General features: G+C 70.1%; 31 protein-coding genes. 19 read left to right on the forward strand and 12 right to left on the reverse strand.

What is annotated here, in order from left to right:
• The first annotated feature begins 81 nt into the window (after positions 1-81).
• Positions 82-501, forward strand: a complete 420-nt coding sequence (locus tag P3G67_RS01940) for a TOBE domain-containing protein (RefSeq protein WP_276091868.1) — start codon at positions 82-84, stop codon at positions 499-501.
• Between the two features lie 21 nt (positions 502-522).
• Here P3G67_RS01940 and P3G67_RS01945 read toward each other — a convergent pair whose 3' ends face one another.
• The gene (locus tag P3G67_RS01945; RefSeq protein WP_276091869.1) at positions 523-984 is read right to left on the reverse strand and encodes a molybdopterin-dependent oxidoreductase; all 462 of its coding nucleotides are present in this window, start codon (positions 982-984) and stop codon (positions 523-525) included.
• A 173-nt stretch (positions 985-1,157) separates the two neighbouring features.
• On the opposite strand from P3G67_RS01945, the gene P3G67_RS01950 reads away from it, so the two are divergent.
• A complete protein-coding gene (locus P3G67_RS01950) occupies positions 1,158-1,712 on the forward strand; it encodes a winged helix-turn-helix domain-containing protein (protein ID WP_449343244.1) in 555 nt (184 codons plus the stop codon).
• A 17-nt stretch (positions 1,713-1,729) separates the two neighbouring features.
• Here the strand turns inward: P3G67_RS01950 and P3G67_RS01955 are convergent, their stop codons facing one another.
• From P3G67_RS01955 to P3G67_RS01980, 5 genes are all read right to left on the reverse strand, one after another.
• Entirely contained in the window at positions 1,730-2,104 is a 375-nt protein-coding gene (locus P3G67_RS01955) for an ArsR/SmtB family transcription factor (protein WP_276091870.1), read from the reverse strand.
• 336 nt (positions 2,105-2,440) lie between these two features.
• The gene (locus P3G67_RS01965; protein WP_276091871.1) at positions 2,441-3,199 is read right to left on the reverse strand and encodes a class I SAM-dependent methyltransferase; all 759 of its coding nucleotides are present in this window, start codon (positions 3,197-3,199) and stop codon (positions 2,441-2,443) included.
• An 86-nt stretch (positions 3,200-3,285) separates the two neighbouring features.
• A complete protein-coding gene (locus P3G67_RS01970; protein ID WP_276091872.1) occupies positions 3,286-4,488 on the reverse strand; it encodes an aminotransferase class V-fold PLP-dependent enzyme in 1,203 nt (400 codons plus the stop codon).
• Positions 4,489-4,494: 6 nt separating this feature from the next.
• Entirely contained in the window at positions 4,495-5,814 is a 1,320-nt protein-coding gene (locus tag P3G67_RS01975; RefSeq protein WP_276091873.1) for a pyridoxal-phosphate dependent enzyme, read from the reverse strand.
• Entirely contained in the window at positions 5,804-7,273 is a 1,470-nt protein-coding gene (locus P3G67_RS01980) for a Y4yA family PLP-dependent enzyme (RefSeq protein ID WP_276091874.1), read from the reverse strand. The genes P3G67_RS01975 and P3G67_RS01980 overlap by 11 nt, the downstream gene beginning before the upstream one ends.
• A 197-nt stretch (positions 7,274-7,470) precedes the next feature.
• Here P3G67_RS01980 and P3G67_RS01985 point away from each other — a divergent pair, with 197 nt between their 5' ends.
• The 12 genes from P3G67_RS01985 to P3G67_RS02040 all read left to right on the forward strand — a co-directional run bounded on the left by P3G67_RS01985 (position 7,471) and on the right by P3G67_RS02040 (position 13,638).
• The gene (locus P3G67_RS01985) at positions 7,471-7,971 is read left to right on the forward strand and encodes a Fur family transcriptional regulator (RefSeq protein WP_276091875.1); all 501 of its coding nucleotides are present in this window, start codon (positions 7,471-7,473) and stop codon (positions 7,969-7,971) included.
• 52 nt (positions 7,972-8,023) lie between these two features.
• A complete protein-coding gene (locus tag P3G67_RS01990) occupies positions 8,024-8,335 on the forward strand; it encodes a GTP-binding protein (protein ID WP_276091876.1) in 312 nt (103 codons plus the stop codon).
• Positions 8,307-8,573, forward strand: coding sequence for a hypothetical protein (locus P3G67_RS01995; RefSeq protein WP_276091877.1), 267 nt, complete (start codon positions 8,307-8,309; stop codon positions 8,571-8,573). Before P3G67_RS01990 ends, P3G67_RS01995 begins: the two co-directional genes overlap by 29 nt.
• Positions 8,570-8,998, forward strand: coding sequence for a (2Fe-2S) ferredoxin domain-containing protein (locus tag P3G67_RS02000; protein WP_276091878.1), 429 nt, complete (start codon positions 8,570-8,572; stop codon positions 8,996-8,998). Before P3G67_RS01995 ends, P3G67_RS02000 begins: the two co-directional genes overlap by 4 nt.
• 190 nt (positions 8,999-9,188) lie before the next feature.
• A complete protein-coding gene (locus P3G67_RS02005; protein ID WP_276091879.1) occupies positions 9,189-9,488 on the forward strand; it encodes a hypothetical protein in 300 nt (99 codons plus the stop codon).
• Positions 9,489-9,705: 217 nt separating this feature from the next.
• Entirely contained in the window at positions 9,706-9,870 is a 165-nt protein-coding gene (rpmG, locus tag P3G67_RS02010; protein ID WP_269856678.1) for a 50S ribosomal protein L33, read from the forward strand.
• 5 nt (positions 9,871-9,875) lie between these two features.
• Positions 9,876-10,127 (forward strand): type B 50S ribosomal protein L31, encoded by a 252-nt coding sequence (locus tag P3G67_RS02015; protein ID WP_269856677.1) that lies wholly within the window; start codon positions 9,876-9,878, stop codon positions 10,125-10,127.
• Positions 10,124-11,281 (forward strand): GTP-binding protein, encoded by a 1,158-nt coding sequence (locus P3G67_RS02020; protein ID WP_276091880.1) that lies wholly within the window; start codon positions 10,124-10,126, stop codon positions 11,279-11,281. The genes P3G67_RS02015 and P3G67_RS02020 overlap by 4 nt, the downstream gene beginning before the upstream one ends.
• A gap of 43 nt (positions 11,282-11,324) precedes the next feature.
• A complete protein-coding gene (gene rpsR / locus P3G67_RS02025; RefSeq protein WP_269856675.1) occupies positions 11,325-11,567 on the forward strand; it encodes a 30S ribosomal protein S18 in 243 nt (80 codons plus the stop codon).
• Between the two features lie 152 nt (positions 11,568-11,719).
• Positions 11,720-11,881 (forward strand): hypothetical protein, encoded by a 162-nt coding sequence (locus tag P3G67_RS02030; RefSeq protein ID WP_269856674.1) that lies wholly within the window; start codon positions 11,720-11,722, stop codon positions 11,879-11,881.
• A gap of 186 nt (positions 11,882-12,067) precedes the next feature.
• Positions 12,068-12,535, forward strand: coding sequence for a hypothetical protein (locus P3G67_RS02035; RefSeq protein ID WP_276091881.1), 468 nt, complete (start codon positions 12,068-12,070; stop codon positions 12,533-12,535).
• 83 nt (positions 12,536-12,618) lie between these two features.
• On the forward strand, positions 12,619-13,638 hold the full coding sequence (locus P3G67_RS02040; RefSeq protein WP_269856671.1) for a PHP domain-containing protein: 1,020 nt from the start codon (positions 12,619-12,621) through the stop codon (positions 13,636-13,638).
• 144 nt (positions 13,639-13,782) lie between these two features.
• Here the strand turns inward: P3G67_RS02040 and P3G67_RS02045 are convergent, their stop codons facing one another.
• On the reverse strand, positions 13,783-15,102 hold the full coding sequence (locus tag P3G67_RS02045; protein WP_276091882.1) for a carotenoid oxygenase family protein: 1,320 nt from the start codon (positions 15,100-15,102) through the stop codon (positions 13,783-13,785).
• Between the two features lie 29 nt (positions 15,103-15,131).
• Positions 15,132-15,695 carry a hypothetical protein gene (locus P3G67_RS02050; protein ID WP_313879551.1) on the reverse strand — a complete coding sequence of 188 codons (564 nt, stop codon included), beginning with the start codon at positions 15,693-15,695 and terminating at the stop codon, positions 15,132-15,134.
• Between the two features lie 119 nt (positions 15,696-15,814).
• Between P3G67_RS02050 and P3G67_RS02055 the strand changes: the two genes are divergently transcribed.
• Together P3G67_RS02055 and P3G67_RS02060 are read left to right on the forward strand one after the other, a co-directional pair.
• The gene (locus P3G67_RS02055) at positions 15,815-16,339 is read left to right on the forward strand and encodes a PadR family transcriptional regulator (RefSeq protein WP_276091883.1); all 525 of its coding nucleotides are present in this window, start codon (positions 15,815-15,817) and stop codon (positions 16,337-16,339) included.
• Between the two features lie 531 nt (positions 16,340-16,870).
• Complete coding sequence (locus P3G67_RS02060; RefSeq protein ID WP_276091884.1) at positions 16,871-17,563, forward strand: RraA family protein; 693 nt, start codon at positions 16,871-16,873, stop codon at positions 17,561-17,563.
• Positions 17,564-17,600: 37 nt separating this feature from the next.
• On the opposite strand, the gene P3G67_RS02065 is transcribed toward P3G67_RS02060, so the two are convergent.
• The gene (locus P3G67_RS02065) at positions 17,601-18,059 is read right to left on the reverse strand and encodes a nuclear transport factor 2 family protein (RefSeq protein WP_276091885.1); all 459 of its coding nucleotides are present in this window, start codon (positions 18,057-18,059) and stop codon (positions 17,601-17,603) included.
• Positions 17,996-18,442, reverse strand: coding sequence for a maleylpyruvate isomerase N-terminal domain-containing protein (locus P3G67_RS02070; RefSeq protein WP_276091886.1), 447 nt, complete (start codon positions 18,440-18,442; stop codon positions 17,996-17,998). Before P3G67_RS02070 ends, P3G67_RS02065 begins: the two co-directional genes overlap by 64 nt.
• A 150-nt stretch (positions 18,443-18,592) precedes the next feature.
• Here P3G67_RS02070 and P3G67_RS02075 point away from each other — a divergent pair, with 150 nt between their 5' ends.
• Positions 18,593-19,477: a ketopantoate reductase family protein gene (locus tag P3G67_RS02075; protein WP_276091887.1), complete on the forward strand. Its 885-nt coding sequence runs from the start codon at positions 18,593-18,595 to the stop codon at positions 19,475-19,477.
• A gap of 66 nt (positions 19,478-19,543) precedes the next feature.
• Positions 19,544-20,272 (forward strand): rhomboid family intramembrane serine protease, encoded by a 729-nt coding sequence (locus tag P3G67_RS02080; protein WP_276091888.1) that lies wholly within the window; start codon positions 19,544-19,546, stop codon positions 20,270-20,272.
• Positions 20,273-20,291: 19 nt separating this feature from the next.
• Here the strand turns inward: P3G67_RS02080 and P3G67_RS02085 are convergent, their stop codons facing one another.
• On the reverse strand, positions 20,292-21,662 hold the full coding sequence (locus tag P3G67_RS02085) for a helix-turn-helix domain-containing protein (RefSeq protein ID WP_276091889.1): 1,371 nt from the start codon (positions 21,660-21,662) through the stop codon (positions 20,292-20,294).
• Between the two features lie 207 nt (positions 21,663-21,869).
• Here P3G67_RS02085 and P3G67_RS02090 point away from each other — a divergent pair, with 207 nt between their 5' ends.
• Complete coding sequence (locus P3G67_RS02090; RefSeq protein ID WP_276091890.1) at positions 21,870-22,694, forward strand: neprosin family prolyl endopeptidase; 825 nt, start codon at positions 21,870-21,872, stop codon at positions 22,692-22,694.
• Between the two features lie 12 nt (positions 22,695-22,706).
• Here the strand turns inward: P3G67_RS02090 and P3G67_RS02095 are convergent, their stop codons facing one another.
• Positions 22,707-23,450, reverse strand: a complete 744-nt coding sequence (locus tag P3G67_RS02095; protein ID WP_276091891.1) for a Mut7-C RNAse domain-containing protein — start codon at positions 23,448-23,450, stop codon at positions 22,707-22,709.
• Positions 23,451-23,488: the final 38 nt, after the last annotated feature.

Consider the following 23,488-nt stretch of genomic DNA (forward strand, 5'->3'; position numbering starts at 1 on the left):
CGACGGCCAGTGCTGGCTACTGTGTCTGTGTCATATCCGGAAAACGGGATATTCCGTGCGAAGGGCCCGAGGTGGCGTTCCATGAGTCTGAGCATGCGCAACCAGCTTCCCGGCACTGTCGTATCGGTCACCCCTGGCACGGTCATGGCCACGGTGAAGGCCCGACTGGCCGGTGGCCAGCAGATCACCGCCGCGGTGACGCTGGAGGCGGTCAGGGATCTCGGGATCGCCGAGGGCAGTGCGGTGCGCGCCCTGGTCAAGTCCACCGAGGTGGCGTTGGCCACCGGCCCGGTGACCGGGGTCAGCATCCGCAACCAGATCCCCGGCACCGTCTCGGCGGTGGCCACCGGTGAAGCCATGGCGACAGTCAAAGTGGCTGTGGAGGGCGGGGAGTTGACCGCCGCTGTCACCAAGGACGCCGTCGAGGACCTCCGGTTGGCCGCGGGTTCCCCGGTGGTCGCGCTGATCAAGTCGACGGAGATCGCGCTCGCCGCCGCCTGATGGGATGCCGCGGTCGCCCGCCTAGCGGTCGGGCGGAAGGTAGGCCCCGACCCAGATGCTGGTGATCGCGCTGACGTAGCGCGCCCCGCAGGCGTCGCCGGGTACCACCAGCTGGCTGCCCTCCGCGTCCAGCGGGCGCCCGTCGAGAGTGGTGGCCAGCAGCACGGGGGAGTTGCCGAACTCGGCGTCGATCTCGGGCCAGGACAGCACCGAGCGATGGCCGTCGCCACCGAACACCGCGATCAGGAACCGCGAACGGTCCTTGCGGCGGTGCACGTCGAAAGCGGGGTGGGCCTCGGCGGCCACGTCCCGCAGCAGCGGCCCGGTGAAGACATGCCGCTGGGCGCCGTTGGTCGCGCAGTCGAAGACGACTTCGGCCCGCTGGGCCGGCCACCGCCGCAGTTGGGCCACCGTCAGGTCGACGGGGCGTTCGAGGTCACCGTACAAGCGCAGCGTCCGGGGCGGTGCTGTGATGCGGCTCATCGGTGGTCCCCTCGGCGTACGGGCGTGAGTCGGGCTGCTCGCACAACGTGATGCCCGCCCCTGGAGATCGGGAACCGAATCTGCCCGACTTTTCGGCCGTAAAGCCTGGTGAATCTTCGGCGGGTGTGAGCAGTAGCCTCGCATCTGCGAACCCGCTGGCTTGCACTCGCTTGATGAAAATGAAAACCGATTGCGATAAGCTGTGGTGTCATGGCCCGCCCCGAAGCGCACCCGACTGTCAGCACCCGAGCCCGCACCGCTGCCCACCAACTCTGCTACTGGGCGCGTCGGCAACTGGCCACCCTCATCGACCGCTAAGGAGAGCCGTGCTGGTCCGCTATCCGCGCACGCGGTACTCGATCCACCGGAACTGCCGGTACACACAGCCGATTTGGGACCGCTCGGCACCCGAAGCCGTCGCGGTTGCCGAGCCCGTCGCGCCACCGCAGGGTGTGGTCATCGACCGCGAGCGGCGTGCGGCGTCGATTGACGGGCGAACGCTCACCCTGACCTACCTGGAGTTCGAACTCCTCGCCCATCTGACGGCGGCCCCACGGCGGGTGCACACCCGCGCCCAGCTGATCAACGAGGTGTGGCGGCAGCCGTCCATCGGCGACACCCGCACCGTGGACGTCCACATCGCCAGACTCCGCCGCAAGCTCGGCCCGGCACACCGATCGCTGATCGCGACCGTGCGTCAGGTCGGCTACACATACCGCCCCGCATGAGTGGCGGCCGCGTGAGGCTATCCGGGCGAGGGGGTCGAACCGTGCGTGGCGAGCACTTCGAGTAGCTCCGCGATCTCCGGGGCGCGCAGGCGGTAGCGGACCACCCGTCCGTCCTTGTCGGCCTGTACCGCGCCCGAGGTACGCAGCAGCCGTAGCGCCTGGGAGACCGCGGTGTCCCGGATCCCGGTGGCGAGCGCCAGGTCGGAGACCGCGACGGGGCCTGCCCGGTACAGCGCGAGCAGCAGCGAGAGGCGGCCGGGGTCGGCGAGCAGGGCGAAGCGCTCGGCCCAGGCGCGCACCCGATCGGGATCGCCGATCCCCTCGATGGCGTGGCACACGGTGTGCTCGTCAATGGGGCGCTGATGCGCGCGCTCCGGCGGAACCAAGTGCATGGGCCCCATTCTCACCCCTTGCCCGCCGATGACCAACACACGTGCATATCTGTGCGGGCTTGGGGCCACCCTGACCGAACATCTACCGTTGTCCAGCCGTGGTGTTCGGGAGGACCGGTGCGAAACCGGAGCGGCCCTCGCCACTGCCCCCGTCTGAAAACTCCATCATGGCCCTGCCGACTGGATCTCCGGCATCGACCTGAACGACGTGGGCCGCCTCATCATCGTCGGCCTGTTCGCGGTGGTCTGGGCCTGCGCACTCGTCTACTGGCGGCCTGGCCAGGGTCGAGCGCCGTTGGCACGCACCGGCGGCCGAAGGCAGCTGATCCACAGCCGTCAGCGCACCGCTACCAGAACGCAACCGGTGCCGAACTGCCAGACCGGGCAGACGTGTCGGAATCCCACCCGGCGTAGCAGTTCCACGTGGTGGGACACGTCCAGACCGTTGTCCCGGTTGTGGTGTGCGCAGGACGGCCTGGGTTGGTCGGTGAGCAGTTGGGCCAGCTCGGGTTCGTCCGCCACGGCCGCCCACCAGGACGTCCAGTCCTCACGTTCGCGCAGCCGCTGCCGTTCGGCCCGGCGCCGTCCCACCTCGGCGGCGATCCGCGATGCCGGGTCGCCGCCCGGGCCGAACTGGTCGCTGTTGACCAGCACCCCGCCGGGCCGTACCAGCGCGGCCAGTTGTTCGTAGGCGCGTCCCAGCACCTCCGGCGGCAGGCAGTGCAGTGCGGTGGTGGAGACGACGGCATCCGGTGGCTGGTCCAGCTCCAGCGCCTGGAGCCAGCCGTCCGCTCCGATGGTCGCCTCCACGAACCGGGCCGCGGCCGCATGGTGGGTTCTGCCCAACTCCAGCAGGAGGGGGTCGCGGTCCACGGCCACGATGTCCGCGTGCGGCAGCCGCTCCGCCAGTCGCACGGCCAGCGATCCGGGGCCGCAGCCGAGGTCCACGATCAGCGGCTTCGGCTGTTCGGCGGTGACATGCTCAACGATGTCCGCGATCACCGTGAACCGCTCCTCGCGGTCGACGGCGTACCGCTGCTGCTGGCGTTCCCAACGCTCTACCCACAGCGCGGCGGTTGCCATGCTCAGTCCCATCGGGGCGCGCCACCTCTGCCATCTCGTAACCATCCGTCCGACAGCGCCGAGCCTACAGGTGGAAACGATTTTCAAGTGCGGGTGCTTCACTCCAACGTGCTCAAAACCCTCAGAAGCCGGTCAATCTCCTCGGGGGCGTTGTATACGTGCAGACTCACCCGCACCGAGTTCTGCTTCTCGCCGCCGCCGCCCTGGCAGTGGCTGTCGCTGCGCACCATGAACCCCTCACTGAACAACACGAATCCCAGATCACCCGAGTCGATGTCGCGGTGCCGGAAGGTGACTATGCCGCGCCGCTGTTGTGCGTCGGTCCGGGCGGCGAGGCTGCGCTGGCATCCCAGCACTTCGTACGGGTCGAGTTGGCGCAGCCCCTCGGTGAGCCGGGCGGCCAGCGCGGTGGTCCATCGCTCGACGCGATCGATGCCCGCTGTGTCCAGCCAGTCAAGTGCCGCCCGCAGACTGGCGATTCCGCTGGTGTTGGGGGTGCCGTCCCAGCCGCCCGGTACGAAGCGCGGCCCGCGAGCGTTACGGGCCCACACGGCGCCGCTGCCCGGCAGGGCGAGCGCCTTGTGGCCGGAGAACACGGCGAAGTCCACATCTAGTTCGGCCATGGAGACCGGCAGATGGCCGACGCTCTGCGCGGCGTCCAGGCAGATCGGTACGTCCGGCCCCACCGCCTGGCGGATCCGGTGCACGTTCATGTCGCCGCCGTACACATGGTGTACATGGGTGACCGCGACGAACCGGGTGCGCTCACCCACCAGTTCGGCCAGCGCACCCGGTTCGTAGTCACCGGAACCCGGCTGGTACGGCATGGCGCGCACCAGGACGCGCACCCCCTGCCGGGCGAGCAGGTCGCGTACCTCAAGCCACGGTGCGATGTTGGCCTGGTGGTCGGCGAACGGGACGACGATCTCGTCACCGTCGGCGAGCAAGCCGGTCAACCAGTCCCGTGCGACGGTGCGCAGCCCCTCGGTCGCCCCACTGGTGAAGTGCACCTCGGAACGCTCCGGCACCGGATCGCGCAGGAACTCCTTGACGCGCTGCCGGGTGGCCCGCACCAGTGCCGTCGTCTGGTTGGCCCAGGTGTAACTGCCCCTCGCGGCATTGGCGTTGCTGGTGGTGAGGTAGGCGTGTACGGCGTCCAGCACCGCCCGCGGTTTCTGTGTGGTCGCCGCGCTGTCCAGGTACGTCAGCTCCGGGTTGGCCGCGATGATGGGGAACTGGGCGCGCAGCGCGGTGTGCCAGGCGCGTAGCTCCTCCAGCGCGTCGGTGTCCGTGGTGGTCACCCCGGCTCACTCCCGTACCAGGGGAGCGCCGGCGTCCCGCCAGGCGATGATGCCACCGGACAGACTGCGCACATCGGGATGGCCCATCCGGGACAGCAGCGCCGCGTACCGGGCGGACTGCTCACCGACCGGACATGCCAGCAGCACGGGCTGGCTCTTGCTGAACGGCAGTCCGCCGCGAACGAGTTCACCGAAGAGTTCGTCCACGATGTTGACGGACCCCTCGATGTGCAGGGCGGCGTAGGCGAAGGGGCTGCGCAGGTCGACGATGAGTGGCCGCTCCATGGCGATCCACTTCAGGGCTTCCTCGGTGTCGATGGCCGGGGCCGAGCGCACTTCGGCGTCGGAGAGGGTGGTGAGGGAGTTCTTCCGCGCTGGGCGGCCCAGCAGTTCGGGGCGCCGCTCCCGGACGTAGCTCAGATAGCTCTCTATTCGGTCGCACACGATGAACACCGCCGACCTGCGCTCAGTCAACTCCCTGTCGACTTGGCGCAGTTGGCGCACCGCGCCGAAGTACGCGGCGCCGCCGGTGGGCCCGGCGAGCAGGCCGCAGCCGCGGGCCAGGGTCAGCATGCCCTCGATGGCCTCGTCGGAGGTCACCGACTCGATGGCGTCATAGGTGGCCGGATCGAACAGGCCGACCTCCTGCACCTCGTCAATGGTGCGGATCCCCGGGATGAAGTCCGACTTGTGCGCGACCAGCCCGATGACCTGCACCCGCGGGTCGTGTTCGCGCAGCACCCTGGCCACTCCACTGGACGAGCCCGCGGTGCCCACACAGGCGATGAACCAGTCTGGGGCCCGTCCGTCCAGGTCCTTGACGATCTCCGGGCCGGTTCCCGTGGCGTGTGCCTGTGTGTTGCGGGTGTTGTAGTACTGGTCGGTGTACAGGTAGGCGCCCTGCGGTTCGGTGAGGGACTGGTGAAAGAGCGTCAGCGGATCGGCGGTGTTGGTGGGATCGAGGCATTCGGTCTGTCCCGGTAGCTCCTCGATCTCCGCGCCCAGCAACAGCAGCAGTTCCCTGACCTCGGGGATCTTCATCCGGTTGGTGATGCTCTTGAACGACAGCCCGTGCATGCCCGCGATCACGGCCAGCGCCTTGGCGGTGTTCCCGCTGGACAGTTCCACCACCGTGTGGCCGTTTTCCACCGCCGAGTCCAGACCGGGGCGCACCATGTTCCAGGCGGCCCGGTCCTTGACCGATCCGAACGGGTTGAGCATCTCCAGCTTCGCGTACAGGTCGATGTTGCGCAGGCCGTGCACGGCCGGGTTGATGCGGACCAGCGGTGTGTTGCCGATGGCCTCGGTGATGTTGTCAAACCGCATGCGCGCCCCCGGGATTCGTGATCGGCCAGTACTGCTCGTCAAGGCACCATCGCCAGCCGTCCCCGTCCTGCCAGGCGGCGACCTTGCGCGCCACGGGCTGCCGTTGCGCGTGGTCGGCGCTGAAGTCCATGCAGTACCCGGCGGTGTTGGCGAAGCCCAGCAGATCACCGGGGACGGGTGGACGCGGAAGGAAGACCATCCTGCGGGTGACCATGTCCGACTCCAGGCAGAGGTTCCCGGTGAGGTAGACCCCCAACGGCTCCGCGTCGGCCGGGGTTCGGCCCTTGTCGCGCGGGATGAGCAGCGGGTCCATCAGCACGCCGTGTTCCTCCAGGCCGATGTCGTCCGCGTTGGCCTCCAGCCGTACCAGGTGCTCGCCCGACTCCGTGCGCCGCACCTCCAGCACCCGGGCGAGGGTGAGCCCGCACTGGTCGGCCAGCGCCCGACCGGGTTCGGTGTACAGGTCGTACAGACTCTCCAGGAGCAGCGTGGCCAACCGGCCGCCCAACGACGGGGCTTGCTGCGACAGCAGCGCGTCGAGGTAGCGCTCACCGGCTACCGGCCGATGGGCCGGGTAGAGGCCGAGGGCGCCGCGCAGCGTGCCGGAGTCGTTGCGCAGTCCGTAGCCGTGCTGGTGCCAGGTGAGCGGCGGGCGCCTGCCCAGCACCGCGTTGGTCAACTCCGTGGTGTAGCGGTCCCACTGCTCGCCGTCGTCGAGGTAGTTGACGCCGTAACCGCCGCCGACGTCGATGACCCGCGGTTGCAGCCCTCGGGCCCGGCACAGGTCCATCGCCCGAAGGCAGCCTTCGAGTGCCACCGCCTTCTCGCTGAGGCTGGTGGTGTCCAGGTGGTAGCCGACGCCGAGCAACTCCACGGCGTCGCCGTGCCGTTCGACCACCTTCAGTAGTCCGTCCAGTTCCGCCACCGGTGAGCCGAACCTGCTCTGCCGGGTCAGTACCTTCACTCCGGGCGCCGTGAACCCCGACAGCCTCAGCAGGATCCGGGCGCGGGGCAGCCGGAACCGGTTCACCAGTGCGGTCAGTTCGTCGAGTTCGGCGGGGGAGTCGATGTGCACCCCGACCCCGGTACGGGCGGCCAGCCACAGGAACTCCGGGTTCTTCGGGCCGGTGGCCACGATCCGGTCGGGTGTGAATCCCGCGCCGAGCGCGTGCTGGAGTTCGCCCAGCGACGCGACCTCAACGGCGCCGCCCGCGGCGGCGAGTTGCCGTACCAGGGCGCTGGAACGGTTGGCCTTGTGCGCGAAGAGGACCTCGCCGCCCAGCCGGTGCTCGCGGTACACGCCGCGGAAGCGAGCCAGGTTGTCGGTGATCTGCTGGGGGAGCACCACGTTGAGCGGTGAGCCGAGGCCGCCGACGAGTGTGTGCAGTAGTGGGCCGGACCGCACCAACGACGCCAGCCGTGGGCCCAGCCTCGGCTCCAGGTACAAGGGGACGTCCATCCGAGGTTCCCTCCCCTGGTATCGGCTGGGCCAGCGGTGACCCAACGACTGTTCGGTCTACCCATTTCCGCCCGCGAGGCTATTTACGCCCCCTTCCGAGTGGTGGGAATGGCCGGAAAAGATACGTGGACATGGAAGTCATTTTCACTTAGTGTCGGTGTGTGACCATACAGAGCCTCGCGAGGAGGTGATCGGCCGTGGGCGGCCGGACGACCGGCAAGCCGCCGCGCGTGGAGGCGCGGGGGCGTACGACCTGGCAGCGCACCGCCGTACTGAGGGTGCTCGCGGGATGCCAGGACTTCGTCTCCGCCCAGGAGTTGCACGCCCTGCTCGCCGCAGCCGGAAACAGCGTCGGGCTGACCACCGTCTACCGTGCGCTACGGGACCTGGAGTCGGCCGGGCGGGTGGACGTGGTCCGCGATGACGCGGGGGAGCGGCTGTACCGGCGGCGGCTCTCGGACGGCCACCGGCACTACCTGATGTGCCGCTGTTGCGGGCGCAGCCAGCCGGTGGCCTCCGAGGTGGTGGAGGAATGGGCGGACCGGGTCGGTGAGGACGCGGGGTTCGCCGCGGTCCATCACACCGTAGAACTCACCGGCATCTGCGCCCGATGCCTGCCCTCCGCCGAACAGGGCGAGCCACCCTGTCGGCCAGCCCGCAACCGCGACCCCCACAGCACCGCCCCCGAAGGGGCCTGACCCATCGATAGGCGAAACCGCCGCGGTCGGCGGCGGATGCCTGCCCGCCACCGTGCTAACCGGATTCCTCGCCTCGCTTCGGCCGTCCCCGCCGACACGCCGGGTCGACCTCCAACAGGCCCTGAACGCCACCTGGTTCCGCGCCGACGGCGGGCACCGGTACGACACCACCGTCATATCCGTCGGCGTCGACCTGCCCGGTGAGCTCGACCAGGACCGGCTCAACGGGTGGCTGGGCGGCCTGTTGAGCGCCCGGGGCGCTGATATCTTCCGTTCGAAGGGCATCCCGCCATTGCGGGCACGCCCAAGCCGATATGTCTTCGAGGGGGCTCCACATGCCGTTGCATGGCGGGTTCGGCCGTGACCGCCGCGTCGGCGAACTCCGCGGCGAGCGGCCGGTGTTCATTCCGCCGCGACCGCGACCGCGCCGCCCGGGAACCCGGCTTCGCGGACTGTCCAACCACCGCGGGAGCGAGCGCGTGGGCTTCTCCGGCAAGGGTCGGGCCGACACCGCGCCGCGCCCGCTGCGCGCCTACGGGACCATCACGGCACTCGCCGCCTGGCGACCGGGCGGTCATCTGCCGTCCCGGACGGCACGGTGAGCAGGGGCGTGGTGTTCGGTGCCGCCCGCAGTCGGCCGTGCACGGTGGTCGTGTGCCGGGGCTGCTGCTGCGGCAATCCGAGCAAGCACCCCGGTACCGACCACCAGTGGCAGGTGGACCGGCTACGGGCGGCGGCCGCCGAGTCCGGGGGCCGGCTGACGCTGCGTACCACCGACTGCCTCGGTCCCTGCGGTCAGGCGAACGTGATCGTGGTCCAGCCCTCCGCCGAGGGCAGGCGCAACGGCGGCCGGGCCGTCTGGATCGGCTGGGCGCTGGACGACGACTGCACCGATGACATCCTGCGCTGGGTCGCCGACGGCGGCCCCGGCGTCATCGATCCGCCTCCGACCCTGGAGCTCCAGTTCATCGAGCCGCCCGGCGAGGCGCGCGCACGGGCCCGGGGTCGCGGTCGTACCCGCCGCTGAGGCGCGGGCCGCTCGGCCACCGCAAGATCGAACACTGCTGAGCATGGCAAGGGCGGTATCCGGACATCATCGGATTCCAGACGACAACCGTCACTCGGGTGCGGTTCCGATCACCGCATGTCAGGATCGAAGGCGAAGTGCACATGACGCGGGGCAGACGCACATGACCGAGCGGAAAGAAGGAATCGCCATGGCGACCGCCACCCACGCTCCCCACACCAACCACACCCACCAGCACGGCTCTGGCTGCGGCCATGTCGCCGTTCCGCACGACGACCATGTCGACTACGTCCACGACGGACACCTGCACCGCGCCCACGAGGGGCACACGGACGAATGTGAGCCCGCGGGCCACAGCGTCCATGACAGCCACAGCCACCAGCACGGCGCCGGGTGCGGCCATGTCGCCGTTCCGCACGGCGACCACGTGGACTACATCCACGACGGACACCGCCACGCCGAGCACGAAGGCCACTGGGACGACCACTGACCGCTGTCCCCGCGACGCACGCTGATCGGCGCCTCGGCCTTCGGGCCGGGGCGCCGATCAGTTGTGACGGCGGCGACGTTGTCAGGCGCGGCGGCCCCAACCTGCTGGCAGCCGGGCCCACTTGACGGTCGTGCTTCTCCACCTCGGATCGGGACGGCAGGGGATCGGCGGCACCTGGAGATGAAAATGAAAACCAGTTCTGTGTAGTCTGTTGTCCATGGCCCGCAACGAACTACGCCCGATCATCAAGCTCAGGTCCACCGCCGGAACCGGCTACACCTACGTGACCCGCAAGAACCGCCGCAACAACCCCGACCGGCTGACCCTGCGCAAGTACGACCCGGTCGTCGGTCGCCACGTCGACTTCCGAGAGGAGCGCTGACCGTCATGAAGTCCGGCATCCACCCCGAGTACCGGCACGTCGTCTTCCGCGACCGCTCCGCCGACTTCGCCTTCCTCACCCGCTCGACCATGACCAGCGACCGCACCATCGAGTGGGAGGACGGCAACACCTACCCCGTCATCGACGTCGAGGTCTCCTCCGCCAGTCACCCCTTCTACACCGGAACCCAGCGCGTCCTGGACACCGCCGGCCGCGTCGAGCTGTTCCAGCGGCGTTACGGGCGGGGGGCGCGATGAGCCCGGCCGATCGTCGGCTGCCGGTGGCGATCGTCGGCGGGCTGCACGCGGACGCGCGCCGTGCGGCGATCGGCGACATCCTGCACGCCGTGCCCGGTACGGTCGTGCTGCACCACGACCTGTCCGCCGCGTCGGACGGCATGGTGCACCGCGCCGTCCGGGACATCACCGGCCCGGTCAGCGCCGGCCACACCCCGCTGGTCAACGACTGCGCCTGCTGCGCGCTGCGTGAGGACCTGGTCCCGGAACTGCTGCGACTCGCGGAGGACGGCGCGTACCGCCTGGCCGTCGTCGAACTGTGGGACTCCGTCGAACCGCAGGCCATGGCCGCCGTGATCGCCGCCGCGGGCGCCCCGCTGGAACTGACCGGCGTGGCCACCGCGGTGGACCCGGCCCTCGTCCTGCCGTACCTCGCCAACGGCGACGACCTCGCCGAGGTCGGCCTGGCCGCCGCGCCCACCGACCAGCGCACCATCGCCGACACCTTCGCCCGGCAGATCGAGTACCCCACCGTCCTCGCGCTGTCCGAGGGAGAGGAACCGGCGGACGACGCCGACCAGGCACTGCTGGCCCAACTCACCCCCACCGCACGGCGCTTCCAGGTCGGCGGGGGCGAGCTCGGCCCGGAGCTGCTGACCGGATTCGACCTCGCCGCCGCAGCGGCCCGGCAGCACCCGTCCTGCGCACTGCTGCCCCAGGAGGCCGACGACCACGGGGTGACCACCCTCGCCTGGCGCCGCGACCGGCCCTTCCACCCGCAGCGGCTCTATGCCGCGCTGGAGGACCTGGCCTGTGTGGCGGCGCGCAGCCGCGGCCGGTTCTGGCTCGCCGACCGCCCCGACACCCTGCTGTCCTGGGACGCGGCGGGCGGCGCCCTGTGCGTCGAGTCGACCGGACCGTGGCTGGCGGCGCTGCCCGAGGCGGCCTGGGAGATGGTCCCGGCCGAGCGCCGTGTCGCCGCCTCGCTGGACTGGCACCCGCAGCACGGTGACCGCTGCCAGCACCTCACGTTCACCTCACCCGGCCTCGACCGCGACGGCCTGCTGGAACTTCTCGACTCCTGCCTGCTGACCGACGGCGAATACGCGGCGGGCCGGGACGTGTGGCAGCAACTGCCCCACGCCTTCGACGAGTTCCTGGACCCCGTGTCCTGACCTCCGACCCGAAAACCCCAGACCTCAAGGAAAGGACCCGGACATGTCCCGGCGTATCCCCACCAAAGCCACCGACCGCCGCCGCAAGCGCGTCAACCCCCTTGAAGCCGCGGACATCACGTACATCGACTACAAGGACACCGACCTGCTGCGGAAGTTCATCTCCGACCGCGGCAAGATCCGCAGCCGACGCGTGACCGGCGTGACCCTCCAGCAGCAGCGCCGCCTGGCCCAGGCCATCAAGAACGCCCGCGAGATGGCGCTGCTGCCGTACGGCAGCCGGTAGGCCCTCCGCGCGCGGTGCGGGCCCCCACCACCCCTATGATCATCCCTCGGATCGGCGATTCCCCTGCTGAACGGGGGAGTTGGCGGACTCCGTACATATCGGTCGCCCCAACCCGGTTGGGCGGCCCGCACCGAGGGAAATGAGGAAGCGCCGTGCGTGAAGAGTTCTACGAGCGCGAAGAGATCATCGAGCGGGACGGGTTCTTCGGCGGGGAAGAGATCATCGAGCGCGAGACCGTCGTGGAGCGCGACGGCTTCTTCGGGCGCGAGGAGGTCATCGAGCGGGAGGAGATCGTCGAGCGCGACTTCTTCTGACCCGCACCGCCGCCGGGCCCCGGCCCGGCGGCTCACGTGTGCTTCCGGCGCACAGGGTCCGGCCACCGGAGTGAGCGGCAGCGTGCGGCCGCCGAGGCCCTGCTGGGGGAGTGGCGCGAGCTGTCCGCACGGTTTCAGCTCGATGCGTTCCTCCAGCTCAGCTGCTTCGCGAGTGCGGACGGCCGGGTGCAGCTCAGTCACGCGCAGTGGGTCAGCGATGAGGCGCACATCGCCTTCGCACGCGAGCACCGCCAGGACATGGTCAACCGCATCGACCAGGCGATCCCCGGCATCGAGCGTCCTGGACTGTCCCGCTACCGGCTGCTACGCAGCGTCGTCCCGGACGGCGCGCCCGACCGTGGCGAGTCCATCACGCTGCTTTACGTCGCGACACAGACGGCCGAACACGCTCGGCGCTGGGCCGACGCCACCGCGGACAGCCTGCGGAACGCACCGCCCGCGGGCATCGGAGCCGCACACCTGCTGGCGAGCACGGATGGCAAGCGCGCGCTGCTCTACGCACCGAACACGCAGGGCGGCGACTGGCACCGCTCACTGGCCGTGCCCCTCGACAGCGCGGTACACGTACCCCCTCCGCAGCACTACCGCCTGCTCGGAAGCGTGCGAGGCCGCCGAAGCGAGGCACGCCGCTAGCGAGTGTCCCGTCCCTGCGCCAGACGGGGGACGACCCCGCAGGTCCGTGCGTCGATCGCGCTCCGACCGGCTATTCGTCGTTCATGGACCCCGTCACCGCGCTGGACCGCATCGCGTTCCTGCTGGAGCGCCGCCACGAGGCCACCTACCGTGTGCGTGCCTTCCGCACTGCCGCGGAGACGATCGCGGCCCTACCGCCCGAGGAACTGCGCGCCCGAGTCGCGGCCGGGACACTGACCGCACTCCCCGGCATCGGCCCGACTACCTCACGGGTCATCAGCGAGGCGGTCTCCGGGCGGCGGCCCGGCTACCTCGTCGAGCTGGAACGCGCCGCCGAAGAACCGCTCGCCCAGGGTGGGCAGCGGCTGCGCGGGAAGCTGGTCGGCGACTGCCACACGCACTCCAACTGGTCGGACGGCGGAAGCCCCATCGCGGACATGGCCTACACCGCCCGTGACTACATCGGCCACCGCTGGACCGTCTTGACCGACCACTCGCCACGGCTGACGGTTGCCCGCGGCCTGTCCGCGGAGCGGCTGCGCGAGCAGTTGGACGTCGTCGCCGAACTCAACGCGCAGCTGACCCCGTTCCGGCTGCTGACCGGCATCGAGTGCGACATCCTCGATGACGGCTCACTCGACCAGGACGAGGAACTGCTGGACGAACTCGATGTGGTCGTGGCCTCGGTGCACTCCAAGCTGCGCATGGATCCGGTGGCCATGACCCGGCGGCTGGTCGCGGCGGTCCGCAATCCCCTGGTGGACGTGCTCGGCCACTGCACCGGACGGATCGTCACCGGCCGCCAGCGGCCACCCTCGCTGTTCGACGCCGAGGCGGTGTTCGCCGCCTGCGCGGAGTCCGGAACAGCCGTGGAGATCAACAGCCGACCCGAGCGCCTGGACCCGCCCCGCGATCTGCTGCGCCTGGCCGTGGAGTACGACACACTGTTCGCCATCGACAGCGACGCACACGCACCAGGCCAGCTCGACTGGCAGATCCACGGCTGCGCCCGCGCCGAGGAGTGCGGCGTCCGCGCCGATCGGGTGGTCACGACCTGGCCGGTCGAGCGCCTCCTGGAGTGGACTCGCAGTCACCCGGGCTAGGCCCCTTTCGTCGACTCTCGGCGCGGACACCGGTGCCGCCGGGGCTGTCGTAACGGGGTTTGACCGCGCTGGTTCGGCGCTCATTCGCAGGGCGGGCGCCTACCTCATGCCCGCCCGGTAGAGTGTCCGGCCACTGGGTTCCGCTCAGACGTCGGCCAGCCAGTTCCCGTGGAAACCGGCAGGGACGCGCCGAGGGAGATGGACGGTGGCGACCGGAGGTGCGGTCAGGTTGTCCGCGTCGAGGATCACCAGGTCACTGCGGTCGGTCGCGGCGTCGTACACATATGTCATCAGCCAGCCGGGCCCGCCCGGCGTGTCATCCGCGGGGACGAAGGCGGCCTCGCCGGGCGCGCGGCCCGGGCCGAAGCGATGGCTGGTGACGGTGCCGTCACGTAGGTCGTAGCGGTGGATCGCACCACCGTCGGGTCCGTTGGCGGTGCTGGCGTGCCCATAGCGATGCGGCAGGCCGGTGAGACGGTCGTCGATGCGGGGGAACTCGGCGCGGCGGTCGTCCAGTTGCTCCTCGCGTACCGTTCCCGTCACCAGGTCGAGCGTCCAACGCCACAGCGACGTACGCCCGTTGATGTCCACGCCGTCGCCGAGCCGGTCATGGCGGATGGCGTGCAGGATCAGACGCTCTCCGTCGGACTCCTCATAGGCGCCCAGGGTGTGGAAGACATAGCAGGGCTCGATGGTGAACCACCGCACTTCGGCATAGGGCCTGTCCCGCCGCAGTACGCCCAACCGCGCACCGTGCTCCGGCGCCCAGACGTAGGGCATACCGGTCCCGGCCCTGGTCCGGTCGTAGAGGGCGGGCAGGTCCATGAAGACGACGTGTCCGGCGGTCAGTTGGAAGTCATGCATCATCGTCGCCGCGGACACGTCCACCGGTCGGCTGATGGTGAGTTCACCACGGTTGTCGGCCCGGTGGTAGGTGAGGTACGGGGCCGAGGGGCCACCGTACCCGAAGAAGTGCAGTTCGCCGGTGACGGGACAGGTCTTGGGATGCGCGGTCATCGGCGTACGCAGGCGTCCGTCGAAGTCATAGGCGCCGATGGTCTCCAGCTCGTGACCAGCCCGGCAGTCCAGCTCGTACGGGTAGGAGGACTCGACCAGCGCCAGCGTGCGGCCCGCATGGCGTACGACGTGGGTGTTGGCGACACCGGCGGTCAGGTCGGCGTTGCCCTGGTCGTCGCGGAGCGGGGCGCCGTGGGTGAAGGTGGTCGTCCGCACCCAGCGGTTGCGGTACGAGACGGCCGTCCCGCGCTCCAACCGCACCCCGTGCACCATGCCGTCGCCCAGGAACCAGTGCGCGGAGGCGGCCTCATGCGGGTTGGGTCCGTTGCGCAGGTACCAGCCGCTCAGCTCGGGCGGTATGGCGCCGGTGACCGGCAGTTCGGTGACGGTGATCTCATCGGGCACGGGAGCGTAGCTGCCCAGTAGATGGGGGGCGAGGGTGGTCATGAGGTGCTCCGTGGGCGGTCGCAGGCGCTTCAGCGGGTGACGCCGAGGCGGGCTTGGACGATCTTCGGGTACCGGTTGGTGAAGACCGCGGGCGCTACGAAGCCGACGACCTGGCAGACGGTCGTGGCCAGCGGGCCCGTGTGCGCCGCGTCGCAGGCGGCGACGGCTGCGGCGGTCAGCGCGAAGCCGGTGGCCCATGCCGTGGTGATCACCATGTTGACGCGCAGGAACTGCGGAGTCTGCCAGACCTCCTGCGGAGTACTGCGGCGCGCGATGCCCAGAGTGAAGGGGCGGCGGACGGCCAGCGTGCTCCACGCGGTGGCGGCGAGCCAGCCCAAGGACAGCGCACCCGCGTACGTCCTGACCGGCGAGTGCGGCACGGCGAACGCGAAGGCTGTCATGGCGGCGAAGTAGGCGACGGTGCTGGTCTCCAGGATCAGCGCGTCGGCGGCCACCCCGGACCTGCGGTCCTTGGCCAGTAGCCACACTCCGCTGACCAGTGCGGCCAGCGCTCCCCACTGCCAGCCGACGGTGGAGATAGCGGCGAAGGCGATCCACGGGATGAAGCCGCGCAGGTAGCGCACAGCGCCCATGACGAATCCCCCTGATCAGCAGCCCGGATGCTCCGGGCGTTGCGGACATTCCAACTTTGACATGTCGAAGCTAGAACCTCCTATGGTGACGTGTCAACTGTGGAAGGTAGGATGGCTGCATGAGCCTTCGCCACGCAGTCCTCGGTCTCCTCGTGGGAAAGCCCGCCAGCGGCTACGACCTGATGAAGCTGTTCAACAGCTCGCTGGCGAACGTCTGGCCCGCCACTCAGAGTCAGGTCTACGGCGAACTCGCCCGCCTCGCGGACAACGGACTGATCGACGTCGCGGCCGAAGGCCCGCGCGGCCGCAAGGAGTACACGCTCACCGAAGAGGGCCTGGCCGAACTGCGTCGCTGGCTGATGGACGCCCAACCGGAGGCGCAGCGCAGCGCCGCCCTGCTGCGTGTGTTCTTCCTCGGCGTGCTCACACCGGAGCAGTCCCTTGACCACCTGGCCAAACTGGCCGAACAGGCGGCGGCCGACCATGCGCGGCTGCGGGAACTCCAGAAGTCCCGGGACTGGGACGAGGGGGGCATGCTCACCGTCAACGGCAGACTCGCCCTCGAATACGGTCTGCGGTTGTACGAGATGCGGGAGCAGTGGGCGCGGTGGGCCGCGCAGCAGATCGCCGCCAGCGACAGGTAGGCCGTCGCGTCGCTTGCCGTCGAGGTCGGGGTCGGGGCTGCGCGGCGCCACTCGGCTCAGTTGGTGGGCAGGCACTCCAGCGCGAGCCGCAGCATGCGGCGCCAACCGCCGCTGCCGGTAGGGACGGTGGCGGACAGTGCGCCGATGATGACGCACATCGGTGACCGGGCGGTCCTCGCGCAGCGCGCCCGCCGCCTGATCCCCGTTCGATCAACTTCCCCACAACTGCTTCGAGTTCGGTCCGAGCCCGCCTGCCTGATTCGCCGCCCGTCGCGCCGCGCGCCGCCTCGATGGCGGCCGACAGCCCGCGGTCGCCGGTGTCCAGTGGTGAACCCGGTACTCCATGGCCGCGGGCTGGGGGTGACCGCCCCGCCGGTCGCCACCCTCACCGCGCATTTCGGTGGTCGTCTTCTTCCTGCCTGTCCAGCGCGGATCGCCACCGGCCTGGCGGCGGGAGCCGTGCGTAGGTGAGTATGGCCGCTGAGTCCGCGTCCCACCGGTGGTGGCGGCGTCGAAGTCAGGGAGACGAACATGCTGGCGACCTTTGCCGAGTTGTCCACGCCGCTGCTGGCCGACGCCTGCCTGCGCCGCGGCGTACCGCTGCGCGCCGCGCCGCCCGGCATTCGCGCGGTCGCCGTCGGGCAGCGGATCGCCGGGCGGGTGCTGCCGGTGCGCCACTACGGGAGCGTGGATGTGTTCCTGGAGGCGTTCGGCCGGGCCGAAGCCGGTGATGTGCTGGTCATCGACAACGGCGGCCGGGCGGACGAAGCGTGCGTCGGTGACCTGGCGGTGCTGGAGGCCGAGGCGGCGGGCGTGGCGGGACTGGTGGTCTGGGGGCTGCACCGCGACACACCGGAACTGGTGGAGATCGGCCTTCCGGTGTTCAGCTACGGCAACTACCCGCCCGGCCCCGTACGACTCGACGAGCGCGAGCCCGAGGCACTGACCGCCGCGCGGTTCGGACCGCATCTGGTGAGCGATGATGACGTCGTCTTCGGCGACGACGACGGCGTGCTGTTCGTCGCCGCCGAACACGCCGAGGACGTACTGGCGGTGGCACAGCAGATCCGGCACACCGAACGCGAACAGGCCCGCAGGATCCGGGCGGGCGAGACCCTGCGTCGGCAGACGTCCTTCGACGACTACCTGACACGACGCGCCAGCGACCCGGCCTACACCTTCCGCCAGCACCTGCGCCGGACCGGCGGCGCCATCGAGGAGTAGCCTCACCTCGGTGTCCGTCGTCGTCGGAGGACTGCCCCTAGCCGATGCGATCCGTCGGTCCTGCGAACGGAATGAACGTGGTCCGGGTGGCAAGCAGCCAACTGCCTGCCACCTTGCGGAAGGTGTCCTCGTAGTGCCCGATGTTCACCGGCGGCCGGGGCGGCACCATGCCTGAAGTGTGCCCGTCGACACGGTACGTCGCGAAGTACGTTGTGGCGCTGGCCGTTGCCGGCGAGGTGATCGTGACCAGGATGTTCGTGCACATACGGCGTGAGAGCCGGTCGGCGGGCCGCGAGCCGAAGTAGTCACGCAGCGCGTCACGGCCCTGGATCCGTCGGTCGCCGTCCGGCCACTCCCAGACTCCGTCCGCCGTGAACAGCTCGGCCACCGTGCTCGGTTCGCCCAGATCGAGCCGCCGGACGAAGTCGAGGATCAGACGCTCGCAGGCTCGCTCGGCGAGCAGACGTTCCATGGGGTCGATGGTTTCGGCATCCATCTCCCCTTCCTAACAGGGCGTACCGCACGTCGCGAGCGCTTTTGCCGCCACCGTCCCGCGGGCATCGCAGCCGCTTCATCGGCCAGTCGACTGAGCCGACCGCGCACATCAGCCGCCAGATCGCGCGCCGGACGCTCGGCGCCCGCCTGGACCGCGCGGGACAGGGCCGCGGCATCGGTGCGCTGCCCCGGCTCAACACCGGTGCGGGCGAAGGCCAGCAGCCACAGGTACGCGTCGATGCTGCGCGCCACGTGGGTGATGACCTGGCCGCGGTTCCAACCGGGCAGCGTCGAGGGCTCCCGGACCTGCGCATCGCTCAACGTCTCAACGGCGGCGGTGAACCGCTCGCCGGAGGGTATGACGTCACCGGTGATGTCGGGCACGGCCTCACTGTAGCGGCCAAGTTCGCAGGTCACCTCAGTCGCTCGTCCGGGACGCGCCGCCCCCGCTGGTGCGCCACAGCCGCCGATCTGATCGAATTCGGCATCGAGACCGTCCGACCCGCACCGGTCTCCCGGAGAACAGGAGCGCACATGACAACAACCACCATGACAGTGGCCATCCTCGGGCCGGGCGGTGTGGGCGGCCTGATCGGCGCGCTGCTCGCACGCGGCGGACACCGCGTCATCTGCCTGGCCGGTGAGGAGACCACCGCCGTGCTGCGCCGCGAAGGGTTGCGCGTGCGCAGCGGACAGTACGGTGACTTCACGGCGCGAGTGGAGGCCGACACCGAGCTGCGCGAACCGGTCGACGCCGTCTTCGTCACGGTGAAGCAGACCGCGCTGTCCGCCGCCCTGGAGCGTGTGCCGCCGCAGGCCGTCGGCGACGGGATCCTCGTGCCGCTGCTCAACGGCCTCGACCACGTCGCGGCGCTGCGCCAGCACTACCCGGCCGCCCAGGTCGTAGCCGGAACCATCAAGGTGGAGGCCACCCGCACCGCGCCCGGACAGATCGCGCACACCAGCCCCTTCGCGTCGATCGAACTGGCCGCCCCCGTCGATGACTTCGCGGCCCGGCTGAAGGACGCCGGCCTCGCTGTGACCCTGCGCACCGACGAGGGCGAGATGCTCTGGGACAAGCTCGCCTTTCTGGCACCGTTCGCCCTGCTGACCACTCGCTACCAGGCCGCCGTCGGCACCATCCGCACCGAGCGGCGCTCCGAACTGCTGACGGTACTGGACGAGATCACCGCCGTGGCCCGCGCCACCGGCGCACCGGTGACCGCCGAAGCGGTGCTCGACTTCTTCGACCGTGCTCCGGAGGGGATGAAGTCATCGATGCAACGCGATGCGGAGGCGGGCCGTGCGATCGAACTCGACGCCATCGGCGGCGCCGTCCTGCGGGCCGCGGCCGCCCACGGCGTCCACACCCCCGTGACGTCACGGCTCGTCGCCGAACTCGGCGCCAAGGCCAGCTGAGACCCGTAAGCGCCTAGAGTGCGCGGTAGCGGTGGGAGGGGTCCCGCTGTGGGAGGAGCATTGGGGATGAGCGGGCTGGGTCAGCGGGTGGTCACCGGTGGACCGACGAACGCGGAGGAGATGATCGCGGAGGCGCGAAAGGCGTTCTTCGTGATGTTCGGCTTCCTTGCCCTGGTATGGCTGCTTCAGCTCGCCAACTGGGCGGACCACTACGGCCTGTCGCGGGAGTACGGGGTGGTCTCCGGCGATGTGGGCAGGCTGCCGGACATTCTCGTCGCGCCCTGTCTGCACTGGAGTTGGGCGCACATCGAGGGCAACTCCGGCCCGCTGTTCGTCTTCGGCTTCCTCGCCGCCTACCGCGGGGTGGCCCGCTTTCTGGGGTTGAGCCTGCTGGTGGCGCTGACCAGCGGACTGACGGTGTGGTTCTTGGAGCACGGTGGCGTTGACACGGTCGGCGCCAGCGGCTTGATCTTCGGGTACTTCGGCTATGTGGTGGTCCGGGGCCTTTTCGACCGACACCTGATCGACACGTTGATCGGCATCGTCATGGCCGCGTCCTTCGCCTACACCCTCACTCTCACCGTGCCGGGCACGCCCGGCATCAGCTGGCTGGGGCACCTCGGCGGTCTGGCCGGCGGGCTCGTCGGGGCCTGGATCTTCCGGGACCGACGCCCACAGCCGGTCAGCGCGGGCCGGCCGGGCCGGACCACTGGTGGAGGCCCTGATCCCCGTACGCGCGCCGACGGCTCACGGGCGGACCTGCACAAGGAACTCGGCGACCTCGGCCTGCTGTAGTCGGTGGCCGGCCGCGCCGTCAGAGCGGCGGATCGGCCGGGGCAGGGCCCAACGTCGTCGTTCCGGGCGGGGTGCGGTGGCCGAGGCCGGTGCGGTAGACGTCAAGTGCCGCTTCGACGCGGCCCGTTCGGCGCAGCAGGTCGCCGAGGAGCCGACACAGATCGGCGATGTCGCCCGTCGCACCGGCCTGCTCCAGCAGGTCGAGCGCGGCCCTGTAGTGCTCCTCGGCCTGCTCCGGGCGGTCCCGCTCCTCGGCGATGAGCCCGAGCAGCCGGTGCGCTCCGCCCGCGTGCACGGCGCCGCGTCCGCTGCCGAGTTCGCCCAGCAGGTCTGAAAGCAACTGCTCGGCCGCACCGTATCTGCCCTGCCGTCGCAGTACATCGGCGAGTTCCACGTTGACCTGCACCGTGTACAACGTGGCCTGGCGCTCGGCCAGAACGGCACGCGCCGTGCGCAACTCGGCCTCCGCCTGCGTCAGGTCACCTTCCTGGGCGCGCAGGTAGCCGCGCATCCAGTGGCAGTGGGCGAGTTCGGTGCGGATCTGCAACTGCTGGTACAGCTCCTGCGCCCTGGCCAGGGAGGCGTCCGCGTCGGCGGTACGGCCTTCGGCCAGCAGGGTGCGGGCCACACCACGGTGCATCCGGGCCACGAGCGCCGGGTCGGTCGCCTGCGGTGCGAGCGCCAGGGCCAACTCGGCGGCCCGTGCCGCACGCGCCTGCGCGCCCATGTCCATGTACGGGGCGATCACGGCGGAGTAGAGCAGCAGCAGGGCGTTGGGGTCGTGAAGTCCGGCGGTGTTCAGCCCGTCGATGGCGTTCTCCAGCAGGTAGCAGGAGTACCGCAGATCACCGGCGAGCAGATGCGCGACGGCGCGGCCACGTAGCGCGGGGACGCGCTGCGGGAGTGGGGCGTCGGCCAGCAACTGCTCGGCGGCGTGGAAGTGTTCGATGGCCTGGTCGAGGTCTCCGGCCTCCAGAGCGCAGTCGCCCAGCCCCACCAGTGCGGCGGCCCGCTCCGAAGGCATGCCGAGCCGCTGTGCCTCCCGCTCCAGCTGGGTGTACCGCTGCGCCGCGTCCCGCAACGAGCCTTCGCAGAACGCCTGCCGGGCGTCAGTGAGCCGCATGCGCACTTCAGTGGCCAGCCGCACGGGCTGGCCGGTGCGCAACTCCTCATAGCTGACGCCGAGTCGTTCCGCGAGATAGCGCAGCGCGGTTTCCGAGGGGCGTACCTTGCCTGATTCAAGGGTGGAGATGTAGGCGGCGGTGTACTGCGGCTCCGCCAACTCACGCTGGGTGAGTCGGCGTTCGGTACGCAGACGCAGGACGCGCTGGCCTATTCCGGAGGGGCCCTGTGGACCCGGCGGTTCGGAACGCCTCGTCGGCTTCGGCACGATGCTCCCCTTCGTCGCTGCCTCGTGGACCCGCGCGGTCCCCGAGACCGCCCAGGCGGGCGGGGTCCCTCAAGTCAGGCTATTGCGCCTTCGGTTGGGCCACCGCTAGCTTAACTCGTCACGTAAGCACAGTTATCAAGGTGCTTAACTCGCCGCTCTCGGCGGTGCACGCCTCGCGGCACGTCCGTTACTCGATCGGAGCTGTCCATGCGAATACGTCGAACGATCCGCAACGGTGTGACCACGTTCGCCGCGGCCGCACTCTGCCTGCTCTCCACAGGTACATCGGCCCAGGCGGACGCCGCCCCACGGCACTCGCTCCTGGCGCCGTCAACGACCACGGGATCCGGGCCGGTCTGCTGGTTCGGGGCGTGCTACGACTATGTCTCCGGCAGACAGTTCACCGACGCCTCGGGGGCCAGCGTACGGATGCTTCAGGCGGACCCCCGCGTCAAGGCCGGTGACCAGCAGTCCCACTCCCTCCAGGAACTGGCCGTGCAGTCGACCGACCGCAAGTCCACCGTGGAGATCGGCTGGACGGTTGACCTGGGCCTCAACGGCGACACTCGTCCGCATCTCTTCGTCTACCACTGGGTGGACGGCGCCGAGAGCTGCTACAACGCCTGCGGCTTCGTCCCCGTCTCGCACCGGATCAAGGCGGGCATGGCCGTACGCGCCGGAACCGCCGCCCGGTTCACCATCTGGAACCTGGCCGGCGACTGGTGGCTGTTCTACAACGAGCAGCCCGTCGGATACTTCCCCGGCTCACTGTGGCACGGCGGCTTCACCCGAGCGCAGGTCATCACCGCCTTCGGCGAGGTCGCCCACGCCAACGGCACCACCTGTGAGGAGATGGGCGACGGCCTTCCCGGCACCGCCCGGGGCTCCTCCTGGATCCGTGGCTTCCGCCTGATCGGCTCGGCCGACGAACCGCGGATGACCGTCACATCCACCAGCCCCGCCCTCTACGACGCGGGGCACACCACGCCCACCGGCTTCCACCTGGGCGGCGAAGGCAGCGGTACCTGCTGACCGCCGAAGGGCTCAGGGTGCTCGTGTCGGTGACGGCGTCCCGAACTCACGCACGGCCTCGTCCACGATCGCGGCCAGGCGCTCATGGTGAGCGCCCTGCCAGTACGCCTGGCCGCAGTCGGAGCACTGCGCGAACGTGTCGTGCGTGCGCTGTGTGCCGATCCGCAACTGCTCGTGCACCGATGCCTTCGTGGCATCGCGCAACATCCCGTTGCAGGCCGTGCACCGCGTCCAGGGGGCGAGCGGGGGCGCGAACCGGGACAGCACGTCCCTGAGCTGTTCCTCGGGGCGGTGACTGTAGACGTAGGCACCCGCCCAGACCTCCCGGCGGCGCAGCAGTCCCCGGTCCCGTGACAGCATCACGCGCTGCTCGCCGGCCGAACGCGCGGCGAGCGCGGCGTCGCCGATGTCCGGATTCTCGTACGCGGCGTCGACGCCCAGCAGGCGAAGCCGCCGCGCGAGCGTACCGAGGTGGATGTCGAGCAGGAACCGGGGCGGCCCGGACAGCTGTTGGGGTCTGGCCACGCTTTGCACCGAGATCTCCTCCCCGCCGGTGGGGATGTGCGCGGCGGGCACCTGCCGCCCGTCGACGGTCAGCGCACCGACCTCGGTGAGTGGAACCCCCAGTGACTGCACCACATGCCCGAGCGTCGAGGCACCGTCGGCGCGCACCGCCGAGCGCTCCGCACGATGTGCCGGGGCGACGAACACATACAGTTCAGGGGCCAAACTGAGCCAGATCTCCGTACTGTCCACCCGGTCAGCATGCCAGCGGAGGGTGGGCCGCTGCTATC

Origin of the sequence: Streptomyces silvisoli (genome assembly GCF_029269905.1) — a bacterium.
In the GTDB taxonomy this organism is placed as follows: Bacteria; Actinomycetota; Actinomycetes; order Streptomycetales; family Streptomycetaceae; genus Streptantibioticus_A; species Streptantibioticus_A silvisoli_A.

Bases quoted from the DNA above. Each gene is read 5' to 3' on its own strand.
- P3G67_RS01980 (WP_276091874.1), bottom strand. From the start codon at position 7,273: ATGGACGTCCCCTTGTACCTGGAGCCGAGGCTGGGCCCACGGCTGGCG.
- P3G67_RS01965 (WP_276091871.1), bottom strand. From the start codon at position 3,199: ATGGGACTGAGCATGGCAACCGCCGCGCTGTGGGTAGAGCGTTGGGAA.
- P3G67_RS01945 (WP_276091869.1), bottom strand. From the start codon at position 984: ATGAGCCGCATCACAGCACCGCCCCGGACGCTGCGCTTGTACGGTGAC.
- P3G67_RS02055 (WP_276091883.1), top strand. From the start codon at position 15,815: ATGAGCCTTCGCCACGCAGTCCTCGGTCTCCTCGTGGGAAAGCCCGCC.
- P3G67_RS02075 (WP_276091887.1), top strand. From the start codon at position 18,593: ATGACAACAACCACCATGACAGTGGCCATCCTCGGGCCGGGCGGTGTG.
- P3G67_RS02005 (WP_276091879.1), top strand. From the start codon at position 9,189: ATGGCGACCGCCACCCACGCTCCCCACACCAACCACACCCACCAGCAC.
- P3G67_RS01995 (WP_276091877.1), top strand. From the start codon at position 8,307: ATGCCGTTGCATGGCGGGTTCGGCCGTGACCGCCGCGTCGGCGAACTC.
- P3G67_RS02050 (WP_313879551.1), bottom strand. From the start codon at position 15,695: ATGGGCGCTGTGCGCTACCTGCGCGGCTTCATCCCGTGGATCGCCTTC.
- rpmG (WP_269856678.1), top strand. From the start codon at position 9,706: ATGGCCCGCAACGAACTACGCCCGATCATCAAGCTCAGGTCCACCGCC.
- P3G67_RS01955 (WP_276091870.1), bottom strand. From the start codon at position 2,104: ATGCACTTGGTTCCGCCGGAGCGCGCGCATCAGCGCCCCATTGACGAG.
- P3G67_RS02065 (WP_276091885.1), bottom strand. From the start codon at position 18,059: ATGGATGCCGAAACCATCGACCCCATGGAACGTCTGCTCGCCGAGCGA.
- P3G67_RS02090 (WP_276091890.1), top strand. From the start codon at position 21,870: ATGCGAATACGTCGAACGATCCGCAACGGTGTGACCACGTTCGCCGCG.
- P3G67_RS01940 (WP_276091868.1), top strand. From the start codon at position 82: ATGAGTCTGAGCATGCGCAACCAGCTTCCCGGCACTGTCGTATCGGTC.
- P3G67_RS01950 (WP_449343244.1), top strand. From the start codon at position 1,158: ATGAAAATGAAAACCGATTGCGATAAGCTGTGGTGTCATGGCCCGCCC.
- P3G67_RS02080 (WP_276091888.1), top strand. From the start codon at position 19,544: ATGAGCGGGCTGGGTCAGCGGGTGGTCACCGGTGGACCGACGAACGCG.
- P3G67_RS02060 (WP_276091884.1), top strand. From the start codon at position 16,871: ATGCTGGCGACCTTTGCCGAGTTGTCCACGCCGCTGCTGGCCGACGCC.
- rpsR (WP_269856675.1), top strand. From the start codon at position 11,325: ATGTCCCGGCGTATCCCCACCAAAGCCACCGACCGCCGCCGCAAGCGC.
- P3G67_RS02020 (WP_276091880.1), top strand. From the start codon at position 10,124: ATGAGCCCGGCCGATCGTCGGCTGCCGGTGGCGATCGTCGGCGGGCTG.
- P3G67_RS01975 (WP_276091873.1), bottom strand. From the start codon at position 5,814: ATGCGGTTTGACAACATCACCGAGGCCATCGGCAACACACCGCTGGTC.
- P3G67_RS02040 (WP_269856671.1), top strand. From the start codon at position 12,619: ATGGACCCCGTCACCGCGCTGGACCGCATCGCGTTCCTGCTGGAGCGC.
- P3G67_RS02045 (WP_276091882.1), bottom strand. From the start codon at position 15,102: ATGACCACCCTCGCCCCCCATCTACTGGGCAGCTACGCTCCCGTGCCC.
- P3G67_RS02015 (WP_269856677.1), top strand. From the start codon at position 9,876: ATGAAGTCCGGCATCCACCCCGAGTACCGGCACGTCGTCTTCCGCGAC.